Source organism: Methylocaldum szegediense, from assembly GCF_949769195.1.
Classification (GTDB): domain Bacteria; phylum Pseudomonadota; class Gammaproteobacteria; order Methylococcales; family Methylococcaceae; genus Methylocaldum; species Methylocaldum szegediense.
In genome coordinates, this window is the sequence record NZ_OX458333.1 from 3,375,826 (window position 1) to 3,401,515 (window position 25,690).

The following is a 25,690-nucleotide window of genomic DNA, read 5'->3' on the forward strand; positions in this document are numbered from 1 at the left end:
CTCTACAGTCCTGCCCTGACCATCGTTAAAGGGCTCAGGACAAGCTCCACGTAACTCGCCGATTCGATGTCGCTTGCTGGCGTACCTTGGGCGCTAGAGGCGCTGAGCCACGAAAGAACAGTGCAGCCGCGCCTCGCCGACTCGTAAAAGAATCAGGAAAGCGATCTAGGCTAGGGCTAACCGGCCGCCGCTAGCGCATGTTCGAAATCGGCGATCAGGTCGTGCTCGTCTTCCAAGCCGACCGAAACACGGATCAAACCGTCGGCAATGCCCATCTCAGCCCGCACTTGGGCTCCCGCTTCCCAGTAAATTGTCGGCGCCACTGGAATCACGAGGCTTCTGGTGTCTCCGAGGCCGGTCGCCTTGATCGGGATCGTGAGCCGGTTGATGGTCGCGATCATGGCTGTCGGGTCCTTCAGCTCGAACGAAAGAAGCCAGGAGCCTGCGCTGAAATGGCGTTTCGCTATTTCGAACTGAGGATGGGATTCAAGCATGGGGTAGTACACCGCCGCGACCGCGGGATGGCTTTCGAGGAAGCGCGCCATCGAGAGTGCCGTTGCGCTGGCCTGTTTCACGCGCAGCGCTAGCGTTTCTGAGCCGACGCTGATCTGATGCGCTTGTTCGGACGATAAAGCGGCGCCCATATCGCGCAAACCTTTCTTACGAATCTGCATCAGGCCCCATTGCGCTGGGTCGGCGCTGCGGTAGTTCGGGAAGATGTTCGGGAAAGTCGTCCAATCGAACTCGCCCGTGTCGGTAACCGCTCCGCCTAGAGCAGCGCCGTGGCCAGCGATGGTTTTGCTCAGCGAGTTCACGACCAAGCCGGCGCCCACGCTGCGAGGACGGAACAGCGCCGGCGAGGTGATGGTGTTGTCGACGACAAACAGCAGGCCGCGCTCGCGACACAAGGCGCCTATGCCGTCGAGGTCCGGAACCTGGGTACGGGGATTCGCGATCGTTTCCACGAAGACCATACGCGTATTGGGCTGAAGAGCAGCCTCGACCGCTGCTACGGAACAGGTATCTACTTTGCTGACCGCAATGCCAAGATCGCTCAGGGTGCCGAACAGACTGTTGGTGTTGCCGAAGACGAAGCGGCTGGATACCAGATGGTCTCCGGCGCGGAGAAGCGTGAGAAACACCGCGCTCAGGGCGGCCATGCCGCTGGCGAAACACACCGTTCCGCGCCCCTGTTCCATCTGGGTGATCTTCGACTCCAGTGCAGCCGTGGTCGGCGTGCCTTGGCGGGCGTAATTGAAGCCGCCCTTGACGGTTCCCTGAAAGACGCCGATCAGGTCTTCCACTCGGTCGAACCCGTACTGCACGGAGGTGTGGATCGGCTTGTGTATGCCGCCGTGTTCCACGCCGAAGCGCCGGTCCGAGTGGACGTTGTCGGTGGTGATACTGCGTATTTCTTCGTTCATCGCGGTACTGTTTGTAAATGTTCTGGACTCGAAGGTTAAAGGACGATTTTCGCGCGGAAAGCAGGCTATGAGAATCAGGTCGACCCGGAATTTGATAATCGCGTTTTCCGTGTTTGGCGACGGAACTCGAAAGTCGGCAGTGCCAGATTTCGGGGACGCTCCCCAGCGCGCCGAGGCTCGCGTCCGTTCCTCTGGTGAGCGATCCAAGTGCGAACTACGCTAAGCTCGGGCGATATTGGCGAGGCATCCGGCGGTCTTCTTGGAAATTCTGGCAAACCGGAGCGTACAAGTGTCGCGAAAAAAAGTGCTTGCGGCACCAAAGAGAGCGTGTTGAAAACGCCTCGGCGCCAATCCCGGAAATCCCTTCGCCGTGAGCCAAGTCGAAAGGCACGTCTTGACCTTGTCGACAGCTGTCGATGGCCTACCGAAAATAGGTCCTTAGTTATCTTCTCCGGCGACGAGGCGAACGATGACCAGTCGATCGGCGATCACGCTGCCGATGCTGATACAGGCAAGAGCAAGCGCGAGCGCGGCGAGCACGACGCGAATCTCGGTTCGGGTTAGAAGCCTCGACAAACGGGAAAGCGCCTCGGGGCGCTCGGCAGGGCGGTTCTTGGATCGTTCCATCTTCGGCTACGGGGCGACTTCTTCAGTTGCCCGAATTTCCTTCAAGACCCTTCAAGCGGCGATACTCCGCGTCCAGGTCGTTTTGGGCACGCTTGACAATGTACTCTCCTGCGGTGCCGGCGGCAAGAACCAGAAATCCCTGAAGTTGGTTTCTATACATCATATAGCTGAATTCGACGCTGCCGCCACGGCGGACATGGTCGATCCAGCGGGCCACGATGGTCTGACAGATGGCGTGGAGGTCGCTAAGGGAAATGTCCGTTCGGCGGAACGACATCGGTGCCTTCCTGGTGACTGGCCTAAAAACAGGTCTCCTGTTCGAGACAGCGCAGGGTAAGCTTGACCATGTTGATCAGCCTATGCTTCCCGATGACGATGCTGTCCACTTGACCTCGATCGATCCAACCTTCGACTACACCCGGCGATACACCGACAAGCTCAGCGAACTTCTCCCGGTGCATCACCTGTACGTGCGGCAGCAACAGCACTTGACGGATGACCTGTTCGTCCATAATGTCCCCTCGTTGCGTTACATTGGGAAAGAACATGCATGTTGAACGCGTATTATATACATACAAATAAATAGTACAAGTATGAAACCCGGACTAGACGAATTTGCCGCGAACGACCGAATCAGACAACTACGTAAGACCCTGGGCCTTACGAGGGACGAATTCGCTCAAAAGACAGGGATAGGAACCAACCAGCTCAGCAATCTCGAGCACAAGAAGCAGAAGGTATACGCTTGGCATATCGAGGCGATTTCTCACGTATGGCCACAGTACGGCTATTGGCTTTGCACGGGCGAAGCGTTACCCGATGCGGAGCAAATCAGTCCCGAGGGCGAGGAGGAGCCCCTAACCCATTTGAAAGTGGCCGAGCCGCCACCGAAGAAGCGGTGAAGAGGAGGAAATCAGCGGTCGCCGCTGAATTTTTTTTCTCTGTCATCATGTAAGCCTGGGCTGACAATAATTTCAGCCCAGGCTTACAAAATCCGAGCTAGGCCGGTTTCTAGAGCGTCTCACCGAGGCCGTATCAAACAAGGGAAACCATAGCCAAAATGCACCAAGCCTCGGGGATAATAAGCCAAGGACCATCGTCAAACGGTGGCGTCGCTTACCCGGCCGCGAGGAGCCGTATTCACATCATCCCGTCTGCCATGTCGTCGCCGTCCTCTTTACCGGAAACTGAACACCTGAGCGGCACCGTAGAGCGCGTGACCTTTCACAGCGATGCCACGGGCTTTTGCGTGCTGCGGGTCAAGGTTCGGGGGCAGCGCGATCTGGTGACAGTGGTGGGCAGCGCCGCTTCGGTCACCGCGGGCGAGCAGATCGAGTGTATCGGCGTCTGGGTCAACGACCGCGAGCATGGCTTGCAGTTCAAGGCGCGCCAGCTTCGGGTAATTCCGCCGAGTTCCCTGGAAGGTATCGAAAAGTATCTGGGCTCGGGCATGGTGAAAGGCATCGGTCCTCATTTCGCCCGGAAGCTGGTCAGGGCTTTCGGGGAAGCGGTGTTCGACATCATCGAGCAGACGCCTGAACGCCTTTCGGAGGTCGAAGGCATAGGCCCCAAGCGGAGAGAGCGGATCACCGCAGCCTGGGCGGAACAGAAGGTGATCCGGGACATCATGGTGTTTCTCCAGTCCCACGGCGTCGGTACCTCGCGGGCGGTCCGGATCTACAAGACTTACGGCGACGAAGCCATTCTGAAGGTGACCGAAAATCCCTATAGGCTGGCGCTGGATATTCACGGCATCGGCTTCAAGACGGCGGATGTCCTGGCCCAGCGGCTGGGGATTCCGGCCGATTCCCTCATACGGGCGCAAGCCGGCGTCCGCCACGTGCTGCAGCAATGGTCGGAGCAGGGGCATTGCGCTGCCTATCGGGACCAGTTGGTCGAGATGGCCGTGCCTTTGCTGGAGATCCGCGAGGAAACCATCGTCGAGGCAATCGATAGCGAACTCGAAGAAGGTCAGTTGATCGGCGAAGCCGTCGGCGAGCGCGAGGCCCTGTATCTCGCCGGCTTCCATCGCGCCGAATCGGGCTGCGCGGCGCAGCTCCGGCGGCTGCTCGAAGAGCCGCCGCCCTGGGGCGAGATCGACGCGGACAAGGCCATAACCTGGGTCGAAGGGAAGACCGGACTGAATCTCTCGGACTCGCAGCGCGAGGCAGTCCAGTTGGTGACGAGGAGCAAGGTCGCGATCATCACCGGCGGTCCCGGCGTCGGTAAGACCACCCTGGTCAACAGCCTGCTCAAGATTCTTAGGGCCAAGAAAGTCCGTGTGCTGTTGTGCGCGCCCACCGGACGTGCCGCCAAGCGACTCACCGAATCCACCGGCTTGGAGGCGAAGACCGTACACCGGCTGCTCGAATTCGATCCCAAGGCTTTCGCCTTCACCCGCAACGAACAGCGGCCCCTGGAAGCCGATCTGGTGGTGATCGATGAGGCCTCGATGATGGATGTCGTGCTAATGTATCAGCTGCTCAAGGCCATTCCGACGGCCGCGGGACTCCTGATCGTGGGCGACGTCGATCAGCTGCCTTCGGTCGGTCCAGGCGCGGTGTTGGCCGATCTCATCGAGTCCGGCGCGATTCCGACCGTCCGTCTGACCGAGATTTTCCGCCAGGCGCAAACCTCCAGGATCATCGTCAACGCCCATCGGATCAATCAGGGGCAGCGGCCGATCAAGACCCCGCCGGGCGAAGACAGCGATTTTTATGTCATCGAGGTCGAAACCCCGGAGGCGTTGTTCGACACGCTGATCGAAGTGGTGACGGTAAGGATTCCGAGAAAATTTCAGCTCGACCCGATCGAGGATCTTCAAGTGCTAACGCCGATGAACCGGGGCGGACTCGGTGTGCGGGCGCTCAACGTGGAGTTGCAGCAGCGCTTGAACGGCACGAGCGAACCCAGGCTGGCCCGTTTCGGAAACATCTTCGCGCCGGGCGACAAGGTGATGCAGCGGGTCAACAATTACGACAAGGAGGTGTTCAACGGCGATATCGGGAAGATCGTCGGGATTGATCTCGAGGAAGGCCAAGTGATGGTCGACTACGACGGCCGCAACGTGACCTATGATTTTGGGGAACTCGACGAATTGTCGCTGGCGTACGCGGCGAGCATACACAAGGCCCAGGGCTCCGAATATCCGGCCGTGGTGATCCCCCTGGCAATGCAGCATTACACTTTGCTTGAACGGAATCTGGTCTACACTGGGGTAACCCGCGGTAAGCGCCTGGTCGTCCTGATCGCGCAGCCGAAGGCGCTCGCCATGGCGGTTCGGCGACGAACTTCCTCCCGGCGGCTCACGAACCTGGCCGCACGACTTCGAGACTTCGAGACGCTTTAGTCACTTTGAGCCAACGCATGAAGCGACAGCGATAGATACCGTCGTGGAAATCAAGACGCAAGCCGCGGGCCGAACGGCGTAATATCGCGACGGGTTCGCGACCGACGGCGGTAGGTCGGCAATCCCTTGCCGACGCAGACACTCGACCAAGACGTGACGTCGAGAAAGGATTTCCGGCCGGCTCATACTGGCGTTGAACCAACGCATGACGCAACAGTCTCCAAAAACTGTCTTCCGACCCAAAGCCCTTTGCCTCGACATCGAAACCACGGTCGGCGCCGAGGTCAAGCTGACCAAGATCGGCGCGTGGCGCGCGGATACCGGTCAGCATGTCCATTTTCAAGGCTCGTTTTCGACCGCCGAGCTGCGGGCGGAGTTGGCTCGGCTGAGCGCGGGCGCGGCGTTCCTGCTGGGCCACAACATCGCCGGGCACGATTTGCCGGTTCTGAAATCGCTCTTTGCCGATCTCGCGCTGTTGAGGCTTCCCGTCGTCGACACGCTCTGGCTTTCGCCGCTCGCTTTCCCGCAGAACCCGTATCACAGCCTGGTCAAGGACTACAAGCTCATCAAGGATTCCGGGAACGATCCGCTCAAGGACGCCCAGTTGAGTTTTCGGCTGTTCGAGGACGAAATGGAAGCGTTCGAGCAACTCCAAGTACAGAGCCCCGAGGAGCTCGCCTGTTACCATTATCTGCTGGCTGGGGTTACGGAATCCGATTACGACCGCCTGTTTTCCGTCGTGAGAGGAGCGCCGAAACCGCGGCTCGAAGAGGTACGCCGCTTTCTTCTGAACCTCGCCGGCCCCAAAGTTTGTTCCACGCGCCTTCGGCAGCTGCTCACCGAAGATCTCGATCAGGCCGAGAGTCACCTGCCTTTGGCCTATGTTCTCGCCTGGTTGCGCGTATCGGGCGGCAATTCCGTTCTGCCGCCTTGGGTCTTGTATCAGATTCCCAGAACCCGTGAACTCATCCGGGAACTTAGAGACACGGCTTGCGGCCGAAGCGACTGCGCGTATTGCAGCCGGTATCACGATGTGAGGGCCGAACTCGAACGCTTCTTCAACTTCCCGGCCTTCCGAGCCGAACCCCGAAGTGCCGCCGGTGGATCGCTGCAGGAAGACATCGTGAAGGCTGGCATGGCGCGGGAACACCTGCTCGCGATTCTGCCGACCGGCGGCGGCAAATCCCTCTGTTACCAGCTTCCCGCTCTGTCGAGGTACTGGCGCGACGGCAGCCTCACCGTCATCGTCTCGCCGCTCCAGTCCCTGATGAAGGATCAGGTCGACAACCTGATCAGGCAGGGCATCTTTTGCGGCGCCGCCCTGAACGCCTTGCTGTCCATGCCCGAGCGCAAGGATGTCCTGGAAAAGATTCGGCTCGGGGACATCGGCATACTCCTGGTGTCGCCCGAACAGTTCCGAAACCGCGGTTTCACGGAGGCGATCAAGCACCGGCAGATCGGCGCCTGGGTGTTCGACGAGGCCCACTGCCTCTCGAAATGGGGGCACGATTTCCGGACGGATTATCTCTACGTCTCCCGCTTCATCCGCGAGCATTACGGGGATCCGCTGGCGCCCATCAACTGCTTCACGGCCACCGCGAAATTGGACGTCATACACGATCTTGCATCGCATTTTCGCGAGGTCCTCGGCATTACGCTGCGGCACTTCGAAGGCGGGCACGAGCGCACGAACCTCCATTTCGAAGTCCTGCCGGTCAAGAAGGCCGAGAAATTTCCGTTGATCCACACCTTGCTCGAAAAAGAACTCAAAGACGCGCAGGGTGGGGCCGTGGTGTTCACCGCCAGGCGCGCCAGCGCGGAAGAAATCGCCGGCTTTCTGAAGGACATGGGCTGGGTGTGCTCCTATTTTCATGCGGGGCTTGATCCCGGTCTCAAGAAAGACGTCCAGAAAGCCTTCATCGACGGCGCGCTGCGCGTGATCGTCGCTACCAACGCCTTTGGCATGGGCGTCGACAAGCCGGACGTCCGATTGGTGATCCATGCGGAAATACCGGGCTCCCTGGAAAACTACCTGCAGGAAGCGGGGCGCGCGGGACGGGACCGGGACGACGCCCGCTGTGTTCTTCTCTATGACGAAGAAGATGTCGAGACTCAGTTTTCCCTGGCCGCCCGCTCGCGCCTGAGCCGGCAGGACATCGCCGAAATCCTCAGGGTCTTGCGCCGGCGCTCGAAGCGGATCAAATCGGAACAGGTGGTGGTGACGGCGGGCGAGATCCTGACCGAGGATGCCGTAGAGACCGCGATCGAGGTGGAGAGCCCGGACGCCGACACCAAGGTGAAGACCGCCATCGCCTGGCTGGAGCGCCGCCGGTTTCTCGAGCGGAATGAAAACCATACGCGCGTCTTCCCGGCAAGTCTGAAAGTCGCCTCCCTCGACGAGGTCGAAAAACGGCTGCGTAAGGCCAATCTCTCAGAAGAGGTTCGGAAGAAATACCTGAATCTGGTTGCACTCATCCTGAACGCCGACGCGGACGAAGGCATCAGCACCGATACGCTGATGGTCGAGAGCGGGCTTTCAAGCGACGAGTGCATACGGACCCTCCATCAATTGGAAGAATTGCAGGTCCTATCGAACGATATCGGCATGACGGTGCTGCTGCGGAAAGGCGTGAAGGATTCGTCCCAGGATCGATTGCAGCGTGTGACCCGACTGGAGGCCGGACTCCTGGAACTGCTGCCGGAGCTCGCGCCTGACGCGGATCAGGGCGACTGGCAGGACATGCACCTGCGCCAACTGTGCCAGGAATTGAGACGGCGCACGGAATGCGAGCTGCTGCCGGACGAGCTTCTGACCCTGCTGCGGACCATGAGCCGAGCTTTCGGCGAGTCGCAGGCGATGCGCGCCATGTTCGAGGTGCGCGTGGTGAAACGGGATTATCTCCGCGTCCGGCTCCGGCGGTCTTGGGCGCAGATTCGGGAGATCGCCGCGAAGCGCCGGGATATCGCCCAAAGCCTGCTGCTACATTTTCTCGGCCGCCTTCCGTCGGACATCAAGGGCGTCGATCTCCGGGTCGAATGCCGAATGGGCGAACTAACCCAGGTGCTCAAAGACGACCGGGTTTTGGCCGGACGCCTCAGGAACGTCACCGCCGCGCTGGAGCAGGGGCTGCTCTATCTCCACGACAATCACGTGCTGATCCTCGATCGCGGCAGGACGGTGTTCCGCTCCGCGATGACCCTACGCCTGCTTCCGGAAGAAGCGAAGCGCCGCTTCGTGCAAAGTGATTACGAGCCGCTTTGGGAGCATTACCGGGAAAAGAACTTCCAGGTTCACGTGATCCAGGAGTACGCCCGCAAGGGACTCTCAAAACTCGGCGATGCGCTCGCCTACGTGGCGGCCTATTTCAGCTGGCCCAAGACGCGCTTCATCCGGGAATATTTCGCGAACCGGCGGGAGATCCTGGACCTCGCGACCACGGAAGAGTCCTATCGCCGCATCGTCGCCGAACTTCGGCATCCCGTTCAGGAACGCCTGGTATCGGAAAAGACCGATGTCAACCGCCTGATCCTGGCCGGCCCCGGTTCCGGCAAGACCCGGGTGATCGTCCACCGGGTCGCCTATTTGCTGCGCGTGTCGAGAGTCCCGCCGGACAGCGTCATCGTCCTGACCTTCAACCGGGCCGCCGCCTACGAGGTCCGCCGCCGGCTTCACGCTCTGGTTGGCAATGATGCCTACGGCGTCACCGTGCTGACCTACCACGCGCTCGCGCTGCGGTTGACCGGCACCAGCCTGGCCGTCGCCGCCGAGGCGGGGCAGGAGATCGTGTTCGACGACATTTTGCAGAGGGCCATCGATCTCCTGGAAGGAAACGCGGAGATCGGCGACGACCCGGACGAATTGCGGGAGCGCCTGCTGCGCGGTTATCGGTTCGTCCTGGTCGACGAGTACCAGGACATCGACGCGCTCCAATACCGGCTGATCGGTGCCCTGACCGGCCGGACCCTCAAGGACCGGGACGCGAAGCTGACCATCATGGCGGTCGGTGACGACGATCAGAACATCTACGCCTTCCGCCAAACCAATGTCGAATTCATTCGCCGCTTCGCCGCCGATTACGAGGCCGAGACCGAATATCTCATCGAAAACTACCGCTCGACCGCACACATCATCTCGGCCGCGAACGCCGTCATCGAGGGGAGTCCCGATCGGCTGAAAGCCGATTACCCCATCCGGATCGACCACGCGCGCCGCAACCAGCCGAGCGGCGGACGTTGGGAACGGTTAGATCCGGTGGCGAAAGGCAGGGTTCATATACTCGAAGTTCCGCCGGATCGAAATCGGGAAACCCAGGTGGCGATGCGCGAGCTAGAACGCTTGAAGGCGCTGGCTCCGAACGCCGATTGGTCCGATTTCGCGGTCCTCGGCCGCACCCATGCCTCCCTGGAACCGGTCCGGGCCTATTGCGAGTGGGCCGGGATTCCGTATCGGATCGCCGAAACGCACCGCTTCGGCCAGCCGGAACTGCATCAGACGCGCGAAGGTAGAACCCTCATTCAGCTTTTGCGCGCGCATAAACGCAAACTTGTGCGGAATGGGGCCTTACGCGAATGGCTCCGAAAACGCTTCGGTCGGTCGGCGGACAACCCTTGGCTGAAGCTGCTGGAACATTGCGTTCTGGAACTCGAAGATGCCTGGCGTGGGACGCCGATCCCGGTTGGCCAGGCTTTGGACTGGATCTACGAATACGGCAGCGAATCCCGCCACCAGGCGGCGGGGCGCATCACCCTGTCCACCGTCCATGCGGCAAAAGGGCGGGAGTTCAAGCATGTTCTCATCCTCGACGGAAGTGATTGGCGGAATGGTGAGCTGAGCGAAGAACGTCGTCTCTACTACGTCGCCATGACCCGCGCACGAGAAACCCTGACGCTGTGCGAAGCGAGCGCGAGGCCGAATCCCTTTTCCCGAGAATTGGCGAGTGACGAATTTCTCGTGAGAACGCTGCTAAAGCAGCTTCCCGCACATCGCGACGCTTTGGACAAACGTTATATTCAGCTGGGCTTGGCGGACGTGGACCTGGGTTTTGCCGGTCGCAAGCACGCTGTCGACCCGGTGCACCGCGCCATAGCTATGCTCAACGTCGGGGATCCGCTCCAAACGGTTCAGCTGGACGGCCGCTGGGTCTTGAAGGATCGTCGGGGCCTGATTGTCGGACGCTTGGCACAAAAGTTCAAAATGCCCGCCGGCGAGATCGAAGAGGTACGCATCAGCGCCATCGTGCAACGGAGCAAACAGCAATGCCGGGGAACCGAATGGGAAAGCCGTTGTCAGGTCGATAACTGGGAAGTGGTCCTTTGCCAGATTTTAATCCGGCCCGAGTGCACGCAGAGACTCGCCGTGTGATCGAGCCTTTCGAAATGCGAGGCGGACCACGGTTGTTCTGATGATGGCACGGTATGGCAACATGACGCCTCCCATTTGCAGTGCAAACGGAAATCCGCAGTTTCGAGTTCCATTAGAGTGAGCGATCTTGGACATTGTCATTCTCCTCGTCTTGGGAGCACTTGCCTTGCTCTGGTTCGACAGTTTCACCGCGCGCGAAGCCGGCATTGAGGCCGTGCGGCGAGCATGCGCAGCGGAAGGACTGCAACTGCTCGACGAAACGATAGCGCTACGTAGCCTCCGCCTCAAAAGGAACGAAGACGGGCAAATGACCTTGGCGCGGGTGTATTCCTTCGAGTACAGCGACACCGGCGATAACCGCCGCCGCGGGAGCGTTTATCTGCTCGGCCATAAGGTCGCGATGCTCAACCTGGGGCTGCGCCTGGTGGCGTCTAACGGTCAGTTGCGCAACTAGGGCGCTTTCGTCAAGTGGAAAGTGCATTTGGTTTATGTGTCGGATCTGTTGGCCAAGGAACCTCTTGGCTTGAGTCCGATTGACGAGCACCTGTGGGAAGTGCGCTATAGCTTTCATCTTCGCGGGGTTCTCGATGAGCGAACCCTGAAAATCAACCCTCCCCGCCAGTGGTATGTCAAGGGAGAACAGGTGTAAACCATCCGCCCGGTTCAATTTGTAAACCATGCGCGGCTTGCACATCTGCTCCCGCTTCGCAGCCCGGTCTCACCGGACGCCGTCGAAACAATCGCCCGGCGCCTTCCAATCCACGGTGTGCCGCTATGGATCGGGCCTCCGGGCGCTGGCGAAATCAGAATGGCTTCGGTAACTTGGGATAAGGAGGCAGACCTGCGGCTGCCCGGTTCGGAAACCAGGTATTGCTCCCGCCGACCCGATCTCCCCCGATCACCTTGTTCCGCTCGATCTTCGGTGGCGGAACGTTGCGGTAATTTGCCAACACGTTACGGGAACGACGCTCCAGCAGGATGATGTTATCTTCGATCAGCGTGAAGTTCAGCGGGTGCAAGCTCTTGTGGCCCTCCAGCCCGATCCCGATCATGTCCTGGTTCGAGCTTGCCGGCCCTTTCTCCAATACGTTTCGTCGGATCACGTTCTCGCCACCTTCCGGCAAGTCGATCAAACGGCTGTCAACCCCGTCGAGGGAAGCGATCACGTTGTGCTCGATAGTGTTCTTCGCGGCACGGCTCTTGATCTCGTGGCCTTGGTCGGTGCTGCTGAGAAACGCACTTCGCCGTACCACCAGGTGCGTGTTCCCGCGCCCGATGTAAATGCCGTGCGCGCTCCCCCCGCTGCCCAGCCGCTCGAAGCGGCTGTTCTCAACAACCACGGTGCCGCTATCGCGGTTCCACGACAGCAGACCGGACTGGCTGTCGTGGAAGTGCACCCGCCGCAACGTGAGGTTCCTGCCTTCGAGACGCACGCATGCGCCGTTTCCGTCGCCCACGCGTATGTTCGCGCACTCCAGCCCTTCGATCGTAACATCATCTCCCTTGACGACGAGGGCGGCCTTCCCATCTACGGCGACGCCCTCCAGTCGCACGCCGTCAGCCTTGATTCGTACGTTGCTCGCCCGTATCACGCCTGCTTCCTTGTACGTACCAGGGGGAATGACGAGCACTTCGCCAGGCTTTAGCTTATCGAGCAGCGGTTTCACGACCGGCTTCGGTGGCGGAGGAGGCGGCGTCGTGTCCCCGTCCTTGACCGCCGCGGGTTTCCAGACCCAGACGTTGCGCCGCGGCGCGTTGTAGCCGATGAACACGTCGTAGTCGGGCACGTAACGCCACCGTCCGAAGATGGCGCCCGACGCTGAGTAATCCGCGTCGCGCTTGCGCACGGGAGCTGCTTTGCTCGACTTGTTCTCGAAGCGCCGCCATGTCCAGGAGGCGACATCGAGGTAGGCCGTTTCTCTTCCTCCATCCCAGGCGACCATTACCTTGCGCACGGGATCGTACTCGAGTGCCGCCATCCGTTTGTCCCATTCCGTCGCCCCCTTCGTGACGACGAGGGAACGGTTGGTCAGCGAGCCGTCGGGATTGATCTGATAGGAGATCACGCCGGGCCGGAAAGAGTTGGTCACGAGCTGTCTGTTTATCGGATCGATGGCTGCAACGTCGACGCGAAAAGATGCCAGCCGAGAGAGCCGCCGCTGCCACTTGTCGCGCACCGGATCGTATTCGTCCACGAACTTGCTGCCGACCACGTATATGGTGCCCCTGACCGGGTCGTACGCGCTCGCCAGATATCCTCCGCCGCCCTCCGACTTCCGTTCCCAGATGTGCCTGTCCATATCAAAAAGCCAGGCGGACCGGTCGAAGTTCGAACCGTTGTACCACTCCGAGCCCCCGTTCCGGAATATCCGATCGACGTTCGGCAAGTACTCCAGTCCGTCGTATGTATGGGCAGACACCGGGGTACCGTCCGTTGTGACGTATTGACCCGATTCGAGCTTTTTCATCGGGCTCGGGTCTGTCAATCTTCGCCAGGCGAGCTCCTTGAGAAAGAAAGCGTAGACCTCGTTTCCTCCGTAGTCTGTGTGCCCTCCTCCGTGGAACACGAACGCATTGCGCTTGGTATCGTATGCCGCTCCACCCCAGGCCCTGACCACCGCTTCGGGCCCTATGGCACCCCACGTCGTTTCGCTATTCTTGGGAAAGACGCTCGTCATAGACGTGTTGGGCAATTCGAGCCAGTCTCCGGGGGATATTGCGCGCAGCATCTGATCGATCCTGCTGGCCGGCTTTTTTTCCGCCGCGACCGAAGGCAGCGAAGCACCCAACAGGACAAAGGCGCTTGTAAGCAGCCAATAGAGGAGGAGCGAGCGCGCGTGCGGCCGGGTATCGGCACACCGTCGCGCGGTAGTGGGTCGGGTCTTACATCCGAAGGTAACGATCGAGCTCATCGCTTTATTCTGATATCCGCGAAACAGAGTGGTCGTGCCTCAAGCCTAGCTCAGTGCGCTGAGCTCTCGGGAGGGCAACCCGCACGGTCGCGTCGCCGGCCGCCGGTCCCATGAGCCAGACCGATCTTCCGGAACGTCGCACCCGTAGCCTTCCACTGGGATGCGAGCGTTACTTCTCCCGAAAGCTGCGTTCGAACGAACCGATCAGCGGCCGTAACAGGTAGTCGAGCACGGTACGCTTACCCGTAGGGATTATAACCAACGCAAGACACCCGCGGTGAAGTGGTCGGGCGAGAATTGAGTCACGACGCCCTTGGCGACCGGTGCACTACGCTGCTTGTAAGCGATCAGATGCACCTCTGCCGCCACCCTAGGATACACGTCCTTTTGATCGCCGACGCCGATAGTAGCCTCGATGTTCCCTTCGCCATGGTCCGGCACGATGTCCATCACGCGCGGACCTGCTACATTCACGACACCCTCCGTCAAAGCGGTGAGCCTCGCCACGATGCCAGTTGCCGGTGATCGGCGCGCCGTACATTCGAGCGTCTCTCGGGCGAGGTGAAGCTGCGGCCCGATGTCCCGAAGCCTCACCTGCCCGTCGCGCAGTTCCCTCGCAACTTCTGCAATCCGATCTTTGCTCAACTGCCCGATCTGAAACTCCAGCTGTTGAATCGATTGGCGCAACGGCACGATGTGGCGTGCGATTTCCGCCGCTTGGCCTTCGAAGGCTGCGGCGATGCGCTCCAGTTCTCGGATACGCAGTTTGGGAACGTATCCTCGCGAATAGAGGTCACGTAGACGCTGGAGCTCTGTGCGAGTTGCTGCCAGATGAGCTTCTGACCGTACGCCTGCTTCCGGAGGGAGCGAAGGGCGGTTTCGTGCAAAGCGATTACCAGCCGCTTTGGGAGCATTACCGGGAGAAGAACTTCCGGGTTCACGTGATCCAAGAATACGTCCGCAAGGGACTGGTTAACTCGGCCACGGGCGAGATTTGCCCACGATCACGGTGCGATAATGATCAACATTCGACGCTGCAGGCAATGCCCCTGCTTGCAGCATCGTTATCCTCGTTGCAACTTCGCTGGAACTCTTCAATCGCCCACCCTGTTAGCGCATAACTATCACGTCCCGTATGATTATTTACCGAGAAGGCGTTATGCTCTGTTTGAAGCCCGGAGCCTTCTCCAGGAGATCTTTGGTTCGTCCAAGTAAGGTCCATCACCATGCAGATTCGTCTTCATAAGAACGCCCGTACCACCCCGGCCGTTCGGCAGGCCATTCAAGCGTCCACGTTGAGCGAGCGCGCCTTGGCCCAAAAGCATGGCATTAGCCGAACGACCGTCCGCAAGTGGAAACACCGCTCCTCGGTCGAAGATGCCTCGCATCGGCCCCACACCCTCAGAACCACGCTCACGCCCGCCCAGGAAGCCATCGTGGTCTACCTCCGCCAAGCTCTGCTCCTCCCCTTGGATGATCTCCTGGCCGTGACCCGGGAATTTCTCAATCCCGCCGTGTCCCGTTCCGGGCTAGACCGCTGCCTGCGCCGCCACGGGGTGGCGTCCCTCAAGACCCTGCTTCCGCCTACAGAGAAGGCGAAGGTCAAACCCTTCAAGGCCTATGAGCCCGGCTTCCTTCACCTGGATGTTAAGTACTTGCCCGCCATCGACGGCGAACCCCGCCGATACCTGTTCGTCGCCATCGACCGCGCCACCCGCTGGGTCTATGTCGCCCTCAAGCCCAACCGCACCGCCTTAAGCGCAAAGGACTTCCTCAAAGCGGTGATTCAGGCCGCGCCTTTCCGCATCCAGAAATGCCTGACCGACAACGGCTCGGAGTTTACCGACCGTTTCCTGACCCGAACTCGGCAGTCCTCGGGGACGCATGAGTTTGACCGACTCTGCGCCGAACAGGCCATCGAACATCGCCTGATTCCGCCTCGTCGGCCCCAGACCAACGGTCTGGTGGAACGCTTCAATGGCCGCATCGAGGAGGTGTTGCAAACCCATCACTTCGATTCAACCGCCGATCTGGACACCACCTTGCACCGCTATGTCGAGCTGTACAATCATCACATTCCCCAAAAAGCCTTAGGCCATCTCACCCCGATTCAAGCACTCAAAAACTGGCAACTGTCCCATCCTCATCTTTTTCGAAAGAGGGTTTACAATCATACGGGACGTGACACGCAGAGACTCGCCGTGTGATCATTCCGTTCGAAGTGCGAGGCGGGACCATGGTTGTTCTGATGAAATTACAGTATGGCAACATGACGCTTCTCTTTGGCAGGGCAAACGAAACTCTGCGGTTTCGAGTTCCATTGGAGTGATCGTTGTGGACGTTGTCATTCTCCTCGTCTTGGGAGCGCTCGCCTGGCTCTGGTTCGACAGCTTCACCGCGCGCGAAGTCGGCATCGAGGCCGTGCGAAGAGCATGCGCGGCAGAAGGACTGCAACTGCTCGACGAAACGATAGCGCTACGCAGCCTTCGGCTCAAAAGGAACGAAGACGGGCAAATGACCTTGGCGCGGGTGTATTCCTTCGAGTACAGCGACACCGGCGATAACCGGCGCCGTGGGAGCGTCTATCTGCTCGGCCACAAGGTCGCGATCCTCAACCTCGGGCTGCGTCTGGTGGCGTCTAACGGGCGGTTGCGCAATTAGGGCGTTTTCGTCGAGTGGATACGGCAAAGCAGGAAAGGCGGTCATCGCTGGTGCGTTCGGCGCGGGCAGATCGACTCAGGCTTTCGCAGGTTTTGTCAGCAATCCTTCGCCGATAAGGCCGATGGCCCGACGGCACTGTCAGGAGAGGATTCCCGACCTTGTATTATGAATTCCGTGTGGTTCGGAAGGGGTTGGAGAAGACTCCCGACCGGTCACCCCAGGCCTGGAGGGCGCTCCAGGTTTGAGCGACTGGATGCCGTTCCCGCCCTTGGGACACCAAGCCCGTTGCGTAGATCGATGCAGCAGTCGCTCACCCTCATCGAGCGATCGAACAGTATCTTCGGCCCGGCTTGCCGGCAGCCCGCATTCACAAGGTAGATCATTTGAGGTTCATGATGCCCACGTTTTATCTCGGAATTGATGTCGCCAAAGCCAAACTGGACTGCGCGTTACGCCTCCCCAACGGGAAGTTCCGAACCAAAGTCATCGCCAACTCCCAAGACGGGTTCGCCACCCTCGTCACTTGGCTCACCGGCCCAGAGGCACGGAATGTTCACGTGTGTATGGAAGCCACTGGGGTGTATTGGGAAGACGTCGCCCAGTGCTTGGCTACCCAAGGGTTCACTGTCAGCGTCATCAACCCCGCCCAAATCAAAGCCTATGCCGCTTCCCGCTTAACCCGGACCAAAACCGATGCCGTCGATACGCGCCTCATCGCCGAATTTTGCGCCGAACGCCATCCGCCTCCCTGGCAGGCGAGAAGCGAAGCCGAAATCGCCTTGCGCGCGCTCGTGTTGCGTCTGGATGCGTTGCAAGCCCTGCGGACCCAGGAAAGTAACCGCCTGGAGGTCGCCCGGGACGCGGTGCGCACCAACATTCAAGAACACCTGAATTGGCTCGATCAGCAGATCAAGAGCCTGATCAAAACCATCAATGAGCACATCGACTCTAACCCCGATCTGAAGGGAAAGCGCGAATTACTCGAGAGCATCCCCGGTATCGGGGAACGCACCATCGCCATTCTGCTCGCCTTCTATGCCGAGCCCAGCCGCTTCGCCAATAGCCGACAAGCCGTCGCCTTCGCCGGGCTCGACCCGCGCCGGCAGGAGTCCGGAACGAGCGTGAAAACCAAGCCGCGGCTGTCCAAAGTCGGCCATGCCTTCTTGCGCAAAGCCCTCTACATGCCGGCTATGGTGATCCTGTATAAGACCGCTTGGGGCCAGCCCTTCAAGAACCGGCTCGCGCTCTCGGGCAAGCCCGCCAAGCTCATCATCGGTGCCATGATGCGCAAGCTCCTCCAGGTCGCTTTCGGCGTCCTCAAGTCCGGAAAACCCTTCGATCCAGCACTCCATGGCACTTGACCCGGATAACAGTATCTACTCGCGAGTGTGCATACGGTAGCTTTGAAAATGCTCTAAGAAATTGCTGATCCGGTGGGTTCCGTTGATGCCTCTCCAACGAGCGGTCAACGGATTGGACGGTTGGGTCAGATGCAGCCCTACGATTCAGCGTGTTTTCTGTCGGTCCGAGCCCGAGGCAGTGGCGACCGTGCTGGGCGTCCGGTCCTGGTCCGTCGAATGGAAAATGTGAATCCGAGTGTCGGCCCGATGCTGTTTCACGAGGTGAAAGATCCTGGGCATTTGCTTGCGGTCGACGCGTATGCACCCGTGGGATCGTTTGCGGCCGAGATATCGCATTGCTCCGTCCGAGGCGTCATGCATGAAGATGCCGTCCACGATCTGAATCGCGTGGGTCAGGTATACCGGCCTTTTCAGGAGTCGGGTGGCGTAATAGGAAGGGCGGCGCAACACTACGGTGCGCGGCGAGTAGATGCCGTCCGGCGTTCTTGTGGTTCTTCCCGGCAGTCCCGTCGACACGCGAACGGATTCGAGTCCGGGTACGGTCCTGCCACCGACACGGACTGACAGACGTTGACGGGTCTGATCGATTCGGATGACGACAGGGCCTTTCAGTTTCGCGCTGGTGACGCCTGCGGTTTTGGACTTTTCCGCGTGCTTCGATCCGGTCTTTGCCTTCGATGCCCGGCTCCGTTTGTACAGTTCGTATGGATCGAGTTGCGGCGGTGGATCGGTGATCAAAGGCGGATGCGATATCGATGCGAAAAGCTCGGCGATCTCCCGGTCGACTTCCGGTCCCGAGCGGTCCGCGATGCGATAGGGTATCGGCCGATCATGTGGAATCTCGTCGTGACGGCTCAAAGGCGTTACGGCCGTCCGGGGTGGCGTGTCCGTCGACACGGGATAAAGCAGCAAGGCTGCAAGGCTCGACAGAATGAACGCGATGGCTGACCTGGTCTTGTCCATGATGGGTCTTGATTTCGTCGGCTCGTCACTCTTTGACCTCAAAAACCGTCTTGATATCGATCAATTTCCGAGCGTCTTGAGAACCTGTTCCGTAGGCCATCCGATCTCGTTGCTGCGAACGATTCCGCCCCCCGTTCTCGGTACGGACGATGTACGTAGTTGTGCAAGCTCTGTTGCCGGCCGGTGAGGGACTGCGGCGGCTGATAGGGCGTTGCGGTTATTTCGGTAGTCAACTTAGGCTCAGCATAAAGCCGCCATTCTCTACGGAGACCGTAGAGAAGCCGAGACCAAGCATGCGCCGAAGTTCGACTCAAAGCGTGAATCGGAAGCTGCCGACGAGTGCGCCGGGTACCTTGCTGCCGCCGAGTGCACGATGATGGTAGGTATCGATGGCAGGGTGGATAGGGCTTTCCCGCGTCAGCGCTTCGAGCGCCGAGCCAAAAACTCGATACAAGCTGTCGTCGAACCGCAGATCGTTGATCGGTGCCACGATCTCGCCGTTCTCGACCCAAAAACAGGCATAGCGGGTCATGCCGGTCACGCGCGCGGACTGGATGTCGCTCCAATTGAGGTAGTGCAGATTGCTCACGTAAAGACCAGTACCCAGGCGTTTCAGGGCATCGGTTTCTGGCAGGTCGCCGGCCGCGAGTTCCGCAGCGCGCAAATGCTCGCCGAACCAGCCACTTGGATCGGCCGCATTGGAGGGGACACCATACTGTTTCGCGGAACGGGAACTCACCAGCAGGTTTTTCAGCCGTCCTCTTTCGATGAGTGTCAACTCCGTCGGCGGAAGCTCGCCCAGGCTGTTGAATCGAGGCGTGAGTCCCAAGCGGAAGTTTTCTTCCAAGGTGAATTGCTCGGACAAAACGGCCTCACCCTCGATCAGACGCTTGAGAGGACAATTGCCATCCCGGTACGCCCGGTAACTGAGCGCGCCCCAGGAGAACATGTCGATTAGGTCGGCGACGGCGGCTGGAGCGAAATAAACCCGATATTCGCCGGGCGCAATCGGACGGGCAGGGCGTTTCAGATGGTCAAGCAAAGCCTTGTCGGCCGCCAGGGCTGCTTGGAACCGTTCCTCGTCCCAAGTCGCTCCCCAATAACGGCCTTTGACGGCTTTGTTATCCCCGGATGCGTTGGTCGTGAACAGGGAATAGTCCACCCACAGGGATGTGGTCGAAAACCAATGGTTCAGCCCCGCCGAATTGCGGACGGCGCGGACCTGCGGGCCCGAAGCCAAGAGTCCGGTAAAGTCCGTCCCTTGCGTGACGCGTGCGATGGTGTCGATTGCAGCGGCGGCATTCGGCTCTACCCCGGAATGTTCGTGTGTGCTGGTTCCGTGGTCTTGTAGGGGCACGGCAAACGGGTCTTCCGGGAGCGTTTGGGCTTCCCGCCGTGCTCGCTCCAAACAGGAAAGGAGAAGCGCCCGGTCTCGATCGAGCTGGCCGCCGAGGTCTAAGGTGAACGTCACCTGACGGCCAGCGTGCTGAAAGGTAAGCGATAAGTTTCTCTGCAAGACGGCCGTCGCTTGCCTCACTTTGGAGTCGTTGAACCGTACATAAGTTTGATCTTCGGCGGTGAGTTGGAGGCCGAGGGCTTCTCCGGCCTTCAACTCGGAAAAGGCAGCGTCCGCGAGATCGTCGAAGAACCGTCGGGTTTCCGGAATAAACATCACGCGCCACCTCCGAAGACGTCGACGCCCGCAAACAGGCAGGGCGGGGCGGCATGGCCCACGCGGATAAGCTGATTGGGTTCGCCTTTCCCGCAATACGGGCTTCCGAAAAGCTCCCACTCTTCGCGGCGACCGACCGCCTTCAGTGCGTTCCAAAAAGGCACAGTTACTCCCCGGTAATTGGGATTCTTGAGGACGTCGGTCAAGCGGCCTTCTTCGATCCGGCGGGCATATTCGCAGCCGAACTGGAATTTGTTGCGGTAGTCGTCGATGGACCAAGATCGATTGGATTGCATGTAAATGCCCCTTTCCACGGAAGCGATCATCTCGGCCAGGGAGTTTGTGCCCGGTTCCAAGTTAATGTTGGCCATACGGTCGATCGGTGCCCGATTCCAGCTGGTCGAACGGAAATTGGCGACGCCGGGGATGCCGAGCCGGGACTGGCTCTCCAAACTGCCGAGTCCCCGCAGCAGTATTCCGTCACGGATCAGATATTCCCGTGTCGCGGGGTTGCCGCAGTCGTCGAAAGCGTAAGAAGCAAATTCCCCCTCGACGGTTGGGTCGAAGGTGACGTTCAGCAAGGGGGAGCCATAGCGCAGTCGGCCGAAATCGTCCGGTTTCACGAAGCTCCAGCCGGCATAATTGCGCTCGTCACCGAGGATGCGGTCGAGTTCCAAGGGGTGGCCGATCGATTCGTGGATCTGTAGCAGCATCTGGTCTGGCGCCAAGATTAGATCCAGCGTCTCATTGGGACAATTTTCGGCATCCAGCAACTCGAGTGCCTCACGGCCCGCCCGCCCGCACTCGGCATGAAGGGTCGGAAAATCGAAGAATTCCAACCCCGCCTGACGGCAACGGGCAGCCGGACCGTTCAGCGAACGCTGTTGGGTCTCGGTACCGTCCTGAGCGGTGGCCGCACAATGGCAGGAAACCAGCCACCACTGCTGTTCGATATCCGCGCCGCTGGATGAAACGTAAAGCATCGTGCTGTCCACCAGCGTAACTTCAGCGACCGTGCTGACGATCTTGTCGGAGACCTTGAGTGACTGGCTGGCACGAATCAGCTGATCGGTCAATTCGGCGAGCGTCAGACGGTCAAAACCCGTTCGCTGGCTGCCGGTAAAGTAACCCTTAACCGGGGGCCGGTGCTTTTCAGTGAATGGGAACAAGGCATGGCGCGCACAGGTCCGGGCCAAATGCGCTGCCCGCCGGGCGGCTTGGATCACACCCTGTTGTGAGAGATCACTAGTGCCGGCATAGGCGATATGGCCCTCGATCAGCGCTTCCACCATAACGCCGCGTTCCAGGCTGATGGCATTGTCTTCCGGAAGGTGGTTACGGACGGTACGCCGATAGGTCTGTTCCTGGACAAAACGAAGGCCGATCCAGTCCGCCTCACCTTGAATCCAGGTCAGAGCCCGGTGAATATCGAAAGCGGGAAGTTCGGGATGAAAGACGACCGGGAGGCTCATACTTCGTTGATTTGGTTGACGGTATCAAGACTGTTGTTGTACCGGGATGTCCCCGGGGCGGTCCGGCGGTTGCAAAGGTCCACCCAGTTTCCGTGAAATCTCGGTAGCCTCGGAAATCCGATCCATCGACGAGCGTCTTGCTGCAATTGCTGGAATGTACGTCTGACGTCGCTTCGGACGGCCTAACTCAAAGCGAGACAAACGAGCTAGAGCTTGGATGAACCCAAGCGCCGGAGTCGATTGGTGGCATCTTAACATGACGGGCCAACCCGAGCGCCATGGGCTCAACCTCGATCCGGTGCGGAGGGAAAGACCCGTCGAATTCCGCAACGAAACGCTTCGCCTGACTAATGGCCCACTCCGCCCACTCGGCAGCGATCTGCTCAGTGGTATAGTCCGAAACTAACCGAATATAGGCAGCTCGGTTGAGCGCCTTGCCGAATTCGATAGAAATCCGGCCGGTCGTGACGAGATGCGGCCTGAACGCCGTTATCAGACCGCTGTGGGTTTTGGCGACTTCCGGCTTGGGTATTGGCTGCCAATAGCGGCGCCCGAGCGGCATCTAACATGGCGTAATAGGCACAGTTGCAAGCTCCATCCACGTCGCCGCTGTCGCGTAGGAGCCGAGCCGAAGCCAAAGCGATCGGCTATTCCCACCTCGAAGTCGCGGGTGTTACAGACAACAACCGGGCCGTGTTTAGCAGATTTCTAGGCGGCGTTGCTGTCCTGATTGATCTCACTGCTAGAAAGGACAGTGATGGTTATGGGGGTGACTCCGTACACGGATGTCGATAGGTTACTACGGTCTGGTGTTCAGGCTGGTAAAAAATGTGCCGAGCGGCACTGCCGGAGACGGGAGAGGATTTACCAGTTGGCCCAGATCATCGAGGCAGTCGAGTTCAAGGATAGGGTTCTGGAAGACGTCGAGAACGGTACCGCCTGAGTCCATCCCGTACACAGCGTTTGAACATTTCTCTGGCCCACTCCACTCTTCAGTGCTAGCCCGTTCACCATCCTGTGAGCCATGGCGGACAAAAAAATACGCAAAGGCTTACAAGCGATCTGCGGGTAGCTCATGCAGAATATGCCGCGCAACGGTAGCTGGTGCGTTTATTAACCCATGCCATTAGGCTGGATTAATCCGGGGCGGGGATGCCGAGGTGTGGCGACAAGCGGCGTGAGCCCAAGCCGAGCGTGTAACGCCGGCCTGGGGCGGCAGCTCGAGAATACCAGGAGGGTATTCACGGGCTGACCATAAGAACAACCAGCCCATTGAACGAGTCGTTACGAAGATTGAAGGGAGGAATGAGATGTCAAGGGTAGCGTTAAAGCTATTGGTAGGAATCGTAGGATTGGCCACGGTCGGCGAGACTTACGCTGCAGTGGTGGATGGTGGCATAGAGACTACTGGGAAACTTATGTAATTGCTGCGGGCAGCAGCGTCACGTATACCCCGCCCCCCGCTTTTGTCTTTTCTGAGGAATCCGGGGAAAACGTGCTAACGCCCTCGCCATCGGAAACTTATGAGTTCACGGGTCGATTCGACGTCGAGTTCTATCGCTATTGGTGGCGCTATGAAACTCCCGTGGATGGCGGTACGTTCGAGGATACGTCGGAGGAATTCTGGGCGAGGCTGATAAACACCGATCTACATGGTGCCGAAAGCCTGCCTGAGTTCGATCTACCCAGTTTTTTCTTCGCGTCAGTGGCAATACTTTAGCCGGCAATTCCGGACCCTGTTCTATCCCCTTGGGACCCGATACCTATTGCACCGGTTATTCGACGCTCTTTTCGAGTTGGCTGACGGGAATTTTTGACGAAGAGACCCTGCAATTGGATGGCCAAACCCCCACTGGTCCTATCTGGGGTGAGGGTTACAGCTATCACATCAACGCAGCCGCGGCCGTTCCACTACTGGGTGCCCTGGTCTTGTTGGCGAGCGGTGTCGTTGGCCTGTTCGGTTGGGGACGATGCAAGTCATAATCTAGCTTAGATCTTTTATCAGCTCTCTCGGGGCCGCCGTAGCAGGATGGTGGTCTTAATGGCGTGGGGTTGTGGAGCCGATAGGGAGAAAACGGACGGACAAGGCAAGGCCGTTTCTCCTCGCAGTGAAATATCGGGACTAGGGACGGATCAGTACCTTGATCACGCCCGATTTGGCCGCCGAGTCAAAAGCTTCAACCGAGCGGGCCAGAGGGAATTCGGCGTCGATCAATGCTACGGGGTCGACAGTTCTCTGTTCCAGCAGGTTCAAGGCGGCCTCGAAGGGACCGCAACGGGAACCGATCAACGAAATCTCGTCCACGACAAGCGACGATAGGTTTACGTTGGCACTGTCCCGATAAGTCGATTTCAGTACCAGCGTGCCGCGCGGCCGGACCGCGCGGCGGGCTAACTCGAAGCCTGAGGGCGAGCCGGTCGCCTCGATGACGATGTCGTAACGACGAGCGGGAGCCTCATTCTCTGCGATCACCCGTATGCCTCGGTTCAAAAGCAGCGCTTTCTGTCGGGGATATCGCGCCGATACGTGCAAATCACAGCCGGTAAGCGCCAGGGTCTGAGCGATCAGTTGTCCCAATCGGCCCGCTCCGATCAGCAAGACCCGATGCTCGCCGGTGATGGTGATTTGTCGTTGAATTTGCAGTGCCGCCGCGAGCGGTTCGGTAAAGACTGCAGCTTCGTCCGGTACGGTATCCGGCACCCGGTGTAGATTCCGCAATGGCAAGCTGAGATATCCGGCGAATGCGCCGTGCCGGTCCCGGATGCCGAGCACGCTACGGCGCTCGCAGTGGGTCGGAAGATTACGCCGGCAGGTCTCGCATTCCCCGCAGGAGACGTTGATTTCGCCGACTACCCGACAGCCGGGCGGCGTGCCGTCGGACGATTCCACGATTTCACCGACGAATTCGTGTCCTGGAATGCCAGTGTAAGGATAATAGCCGCGCACCAGTTCAAGATCGGTGCCGCAGATGCCCGCGAGCCGCAGCCGAACCAACGCTTCGCCGGCGGTTGGCACGGGAGCGGGAAGATCGTCGCGAATGGAGAGCCGTCCGTTTTCCAGCCAAAGGGCTTGCATATCGAGGCCCGCGAGGCGTTGTACTAGAAAAGAAATGCCTTAACCCGTTTTCCTGAACACGTTTTCGATTTGCTCCTGTACCTTTTTCGCCGCCTCGCGCGGATTGGCGGCATCCCGGATCGGGCGGCCGACGACGATGTAATCGGCGCCGTTCAAAAAGGCTTGTTCGACCGTCACCACCCGTTTCTGGTCATCCGCGGGACGGTTTTCCACCGGGCGGATGCCGGGCGAAATGACCAGCAGCTTTTCGTCGGCTTCCCGCCGCAACGCAGGGACTTCGAGGCCTGACGAAATCACGCCGTCGCAGCCTAAGGCCAGGGCGCGCCGGGCGCGGGACAAGACCAAACGCTGGACGTCGCATTCGAAGCCGAGATCCTTGAGATCGCCCTGATCGAGACTGGTCAGTACCGTGACGGCTAGTATTTTGAGATCGCCTTTCGCTTTCGCGGCCGCTTCCATGATGGCGTCGTTGCCGTGGATGGTGGCGAATTCGACGCCGTGGGCGCTCAATGCCCGAACCGCCCTCGAAACCGTTTCCGGCACGTCGAAAAACTTTAGATCGGCGAAGATCTTCTTATTCCGGCCTTTGAGCCATTCGATCAATTCGAAGTAATCGCCGGCCATGAACAATTCCAACCCGATTTTGTAAAAACGCACCGAGTCGCCCAAGGTTTCCACGAGATTCTTGGCTTCAGTGACGCTCGGCAGATCCAAAGCCATGATTAGGCGTTCCTGGGAGGGAATGGGTTTCTTGGAAAGGAGGTCGGTCATGGATAGTCCTCTGTGTTTCGGTCGTTCGACCGCTTCAGTG

The 25,690-nt window shown here is 59.5% G+C and carries 23 protein-coding genes; 11 read left to right on the top strand and 12 right to left on the bottom strand.

What is annotated here, in order from left to right:
- Positions 1-176: 176 nt before the first annotated feature.
- From QEN43_RS14500 to QEN43_RS14515, 4 genes are all read right to left on the bottom strand, one after another.
- Complete coding sequence (locus QEN43_RS14500; protein WP_026609094.1) at positions 177-1,424, bottom strand: cystathionine gamma-synthase family protein; 1,248 nt, start codon at positions 1,422-1,424, stop codon at positions 177-179.
- A gap of 438 nt (positions 1,425-1,862) precedes the next feature.
- Complete coding sequence (locus QEN43_RS14505; RefSeq protein ID WP_026609095.1) at positions 1,863-2,051, bottom strand: hypothetical protein; 189 nt, start codon at positions 2,049-2,051, stop codon at positions 1,863-1,865.
- Positions 2,052-2,073: 22 nt separating this feature from the next.
- On the bottom strand, positions 2,074-2,328 hold the full coding sequence (locus tag QEN43_RS14510; protein WP_026609096.1) for a hypothetical protein: 255 nt from the start codon (positions 2,326-2,328) through the stop codon (positions 2,074-2,076).
- A 22-nt stretch (positions 2,329-2,350) separates the two neighbouring features.
- Complete coding sequence (locus QEN43_RS14515; protein ID WP_036267777.1) at positions 2,351-2,563, bottom strand: hypothetical protein; 213 nt, start codon at positions 2,561-2,563, stop codon at positions 2,351-2,353.
- A gap of 81 nt (positions 2,564-2,644) precedes the next feature.
- Here QEN43_RS14515 and QEN43_RS14520 point away from each other — a divergent pair, with 81 nt between their 5' ends.
- The 5 genes from QEN43_RS14520 (at position 2,645) to QEN43_RS14540 (ending at position 11,411) form a co-directional block, all read left to right on the top strand.
- Entirely contained in the window at positions 2,645-2,953 is a 309-nt protein-coding gene (locus QEN43_RS14520; protein ID WP_026609098.1) for a helix-turn-helix domain-containing protein, read from the top strand.
- Positions 2,954-3,210: 257 nt separating this feature from the next.
- Positions 3,211-5,400 carry an SF1B family DNA helicase RecD2 gene (gene recD2 / locus QEN43_RS14525; protein WP_026609099.1) on the top strand — a complete coding sequence of 730 codons (2,190 nt, stop codon included), beginning with the start codon at positions 3,211-3,213 and terminating at the stop codon, positions 5,398-5,400.
- 205 nt (positions 5,401-5,605) lie between these two features.
- The gene (locus tag QEN43_RS14530) at positions 5,606-10,762 is read left to right on the top strand and encodes a RecQ family ATP-dependent DNA helicase (RefSeq protein ID WP_036267780.1); all 5,157 of its coding nucleotides are present in this window, start codon (positions 5,606-5,608) and stop codon (positions 10,760-10,762) included.
- 127 nt (positions 10,763-10,889) lie between these two features.
- Positions 10,890-11,216, top strand: a complete 327-nt coding sequence (locus QEN43_RS14535) for a DUF3301 domain-containing protein (RefSeq protein ID WP_202901075.1) — start codon at positions 10,890-10,892, stop codon at positions 11,214-11,216.
- A 69-nt stretch (positions 11,217-11,285) separates the two neighbouring features.
- A complete protein-coding gene (locus tag QEN43_RS14540; RefSeq protein ID WP_268870451.1) occupies positions 11,286-11,411 on the top strand; it encodes a hypothetical protein in 126 nt (41 codons plus the stop codon).
- Positions 11,412-11,565: 154 nt separating this feature from the next.
- On the opposite strand, the gene QEN43_RS14545 is transcribed toward QEN43_RS14540, so the two are convergent.
- Together QEN43_RS14545 and QEN43_RS14550 are read right to left on the bottom strand one after the other, a co-directional pair.
- The gene (locus tag QEN43_RS14545) at positions 11,566-13,674 is read right to left on the bottom strand and encodes a right-handed parallel beta-helix repeat-containing protein (protein WP_317963362.1); all 2,109 of its coding nucleotides are present in this window, start codon (positions 13,672-13,674) and stop codon (positions 11,566-11,568) included.
- Between the two features lie 252 nt (positions 13,675-13,926).
- Positions 13,927-14,367, bottom strand: a complete 441-nt coding sequence (locus QEN43_RS14550; RefSeq protein WP_026609102.1) for a putative HlyD family type I secretion protein — start codon at positions 14,365-14,367, stop codon at positions 13,927-13,929.
- A gap of 533 nt (positions 14,368-14,900) precedes the next feature.
- Between QEN43_RS14550 and QEN43_RS14555 the strand changes: the two genes are divergently transcribed.
- The 3 genes from QEN43_RS14555 (at position 14,901) to QEN43_RS14565 (ending at position 17,696) form a co-directional block, all read left to right on the top strand.
- Entirely contained in the window at positions 14,901-15,881 is a 981-nt protein-coding gene (locus QEN43_RS14555) for an IS481 family transposase (RefSeq protein ID WP_317963363.1), read from the top strand.
- A 127-nt stretch (positions 15,882-16,008) separates the two neighbouring features.
- On the top strand, positions 16,009-16,335 hold the full coding sequence (locus QEN43_RS14560) for a DUF3301 domain-containing protein (protein ID WP_317963364.1): 327 nt from the start codon (positions 16,009-16,011) through the stop codon (positions 16,333-16,335).
- Between the two features lie 395 nt (positions 16,336-16,730).
- Positions 16,731-17,696 (top strand): IS110 family transposase, encoded by a 966-nt coding sequence (locus tag QEN43_RS14565; RefSeq protein ID WP_449815052.1) that lies wholly within the window; start codon positions 16,731-16,733, stop codon positions 17,694-17,696.
- Between the two features lie 144 nt (positions 17,697-17,840).
- Here the strand turns inward: QEN43_RS14565 and QEN43_RS14570 are convergent, their stop codons facing one another.
- The 4 genes from QEN43_RS14570 to QEN43_RS14585 form a co-directional block, all read right to left on the bottom strand.
- Positions 17,841-18,659 carry a L,D-transpeptidase gene (locus QEN43_RS14570; RefSeq protein WP_026609103.1) on the bottom strand — a complete coding sequence of 273 codons (819 nt, stop codon included), beginning with the start codon at positions 18,657-18,659 and terminating at the stop codon, positions 17,841-17,843.
- A gap of 310 nt (positions 18,660-18,969) precedes the next feature.
- Positions 18,970-20,331, bottom strand: a complete 1,362-nt coding sequence (locus QEN43_RS14575) for a TldD/PmbA family protein (protein ID WP_026609104.1) — start codon at positions 20,329-20,331, stop codon at positions 18,970-18,972.
- Positions 20,331-21,803 (bottom strand): TldD/PmbA family protein, encoded by a 1,473-nt coding sequence (locus QEN43_RS14580; protein WP_051331416.1) that lies wholly within the window; start codon positions 21,801-21,803, stop codon positions 20,331-20,333. The genes QEN43_RS14575 and QEN43_RS14580 overlap by 1 nt, the downstream gene beginning before the upstream one ends.
- Before the next feature lie 187 nt (positions 21,804-21,990).
- Entirely contained in the window at positions 21,991-22,365 is a 375-nt protein-coding gene (locus QEN43_RS14585) for a hypothetical protein (protein WP_202901076.1), read from the bottom strand.
- Positions 22,366-22,566: 201 nt separating this feature from the next.
- On the opposite strand from QEN43_RS14585, the gene QEN43_RS14590 reads away from it, so the two are divergent.
- From QEN43_RS14590 to QEN43_RS14600, 3 genes are all read left to right on the top strand, one after another.
- The gene (locus tag QEN43_RS14590; protein WP_156912639.1) at positions 22,567-22,746 is read left to right on the top strand and encodes a hypothetical protein; all 180 of its coding nucleotides are present in this window, start codon (positions 22,567-22,569) and stop codon (positions 22,744-22,746) included.
- A gap of 552 nt (positions 22,747-23,298) precedes the next feature.
- The gene (locus tag QEN43_RS14595) at positions 23,299-23,523 is read left to right on the top strand and encodes a hypothetical protein (protein ID WP_026609107.1); all 225 of its coding nucleotides are present in this window, start codon (positions 23,299-23,301) and stop codon (positions 23,521-23,523) included.
- Between the two features lie 29 nt (positions 23,524-23,552).
- Complete coding sequence (locus tag QEN43_RS14600; RefSeq protein ID WP_036267788.1) at positions 23,553-23,786, top strand: hypothetical protein; 234 nt, start codon at positions 23,553-23,555, stop codon at positions 23,784-23,786.
- Between the two features lie 139 nt (positions 23,787-23,925).
- Here QEN43_RS14600 and QEN43_RS14605 read toward each other — a convergent pair whose 3' ends face one another.
- Together QEN43_RS14605 and pyrF are read right to left on the bottom strand one after the other, a co-directional pair.
- Positions 23,926-24,879, bottom strand: a complete 954-nt coding sequence (locus QEN43_RS14605; RefSeq protein ID WP_026609108.1) for an MDR/zinc-dependent alcohol dehydrogenase-like family protein — start codon at positions 24,877-24,879, stop codon at positions 23,926-23,928.
- 39 nt (positions 24,880-24,918) lie between these two features.
- A complete protein-coding gene (pyrF, locus tag QEN43_RS14610) occupies positions 24,919-25,650 on the bottom strand; it encodes an orotidine-5'-phosphate decarboxylase (RefSeq protein ID WP_026609109.1) in 732 nt (243 codons plus the stop codon).
- Positions 25,651-25,690 lie beyond the last annotated feature (40 nt).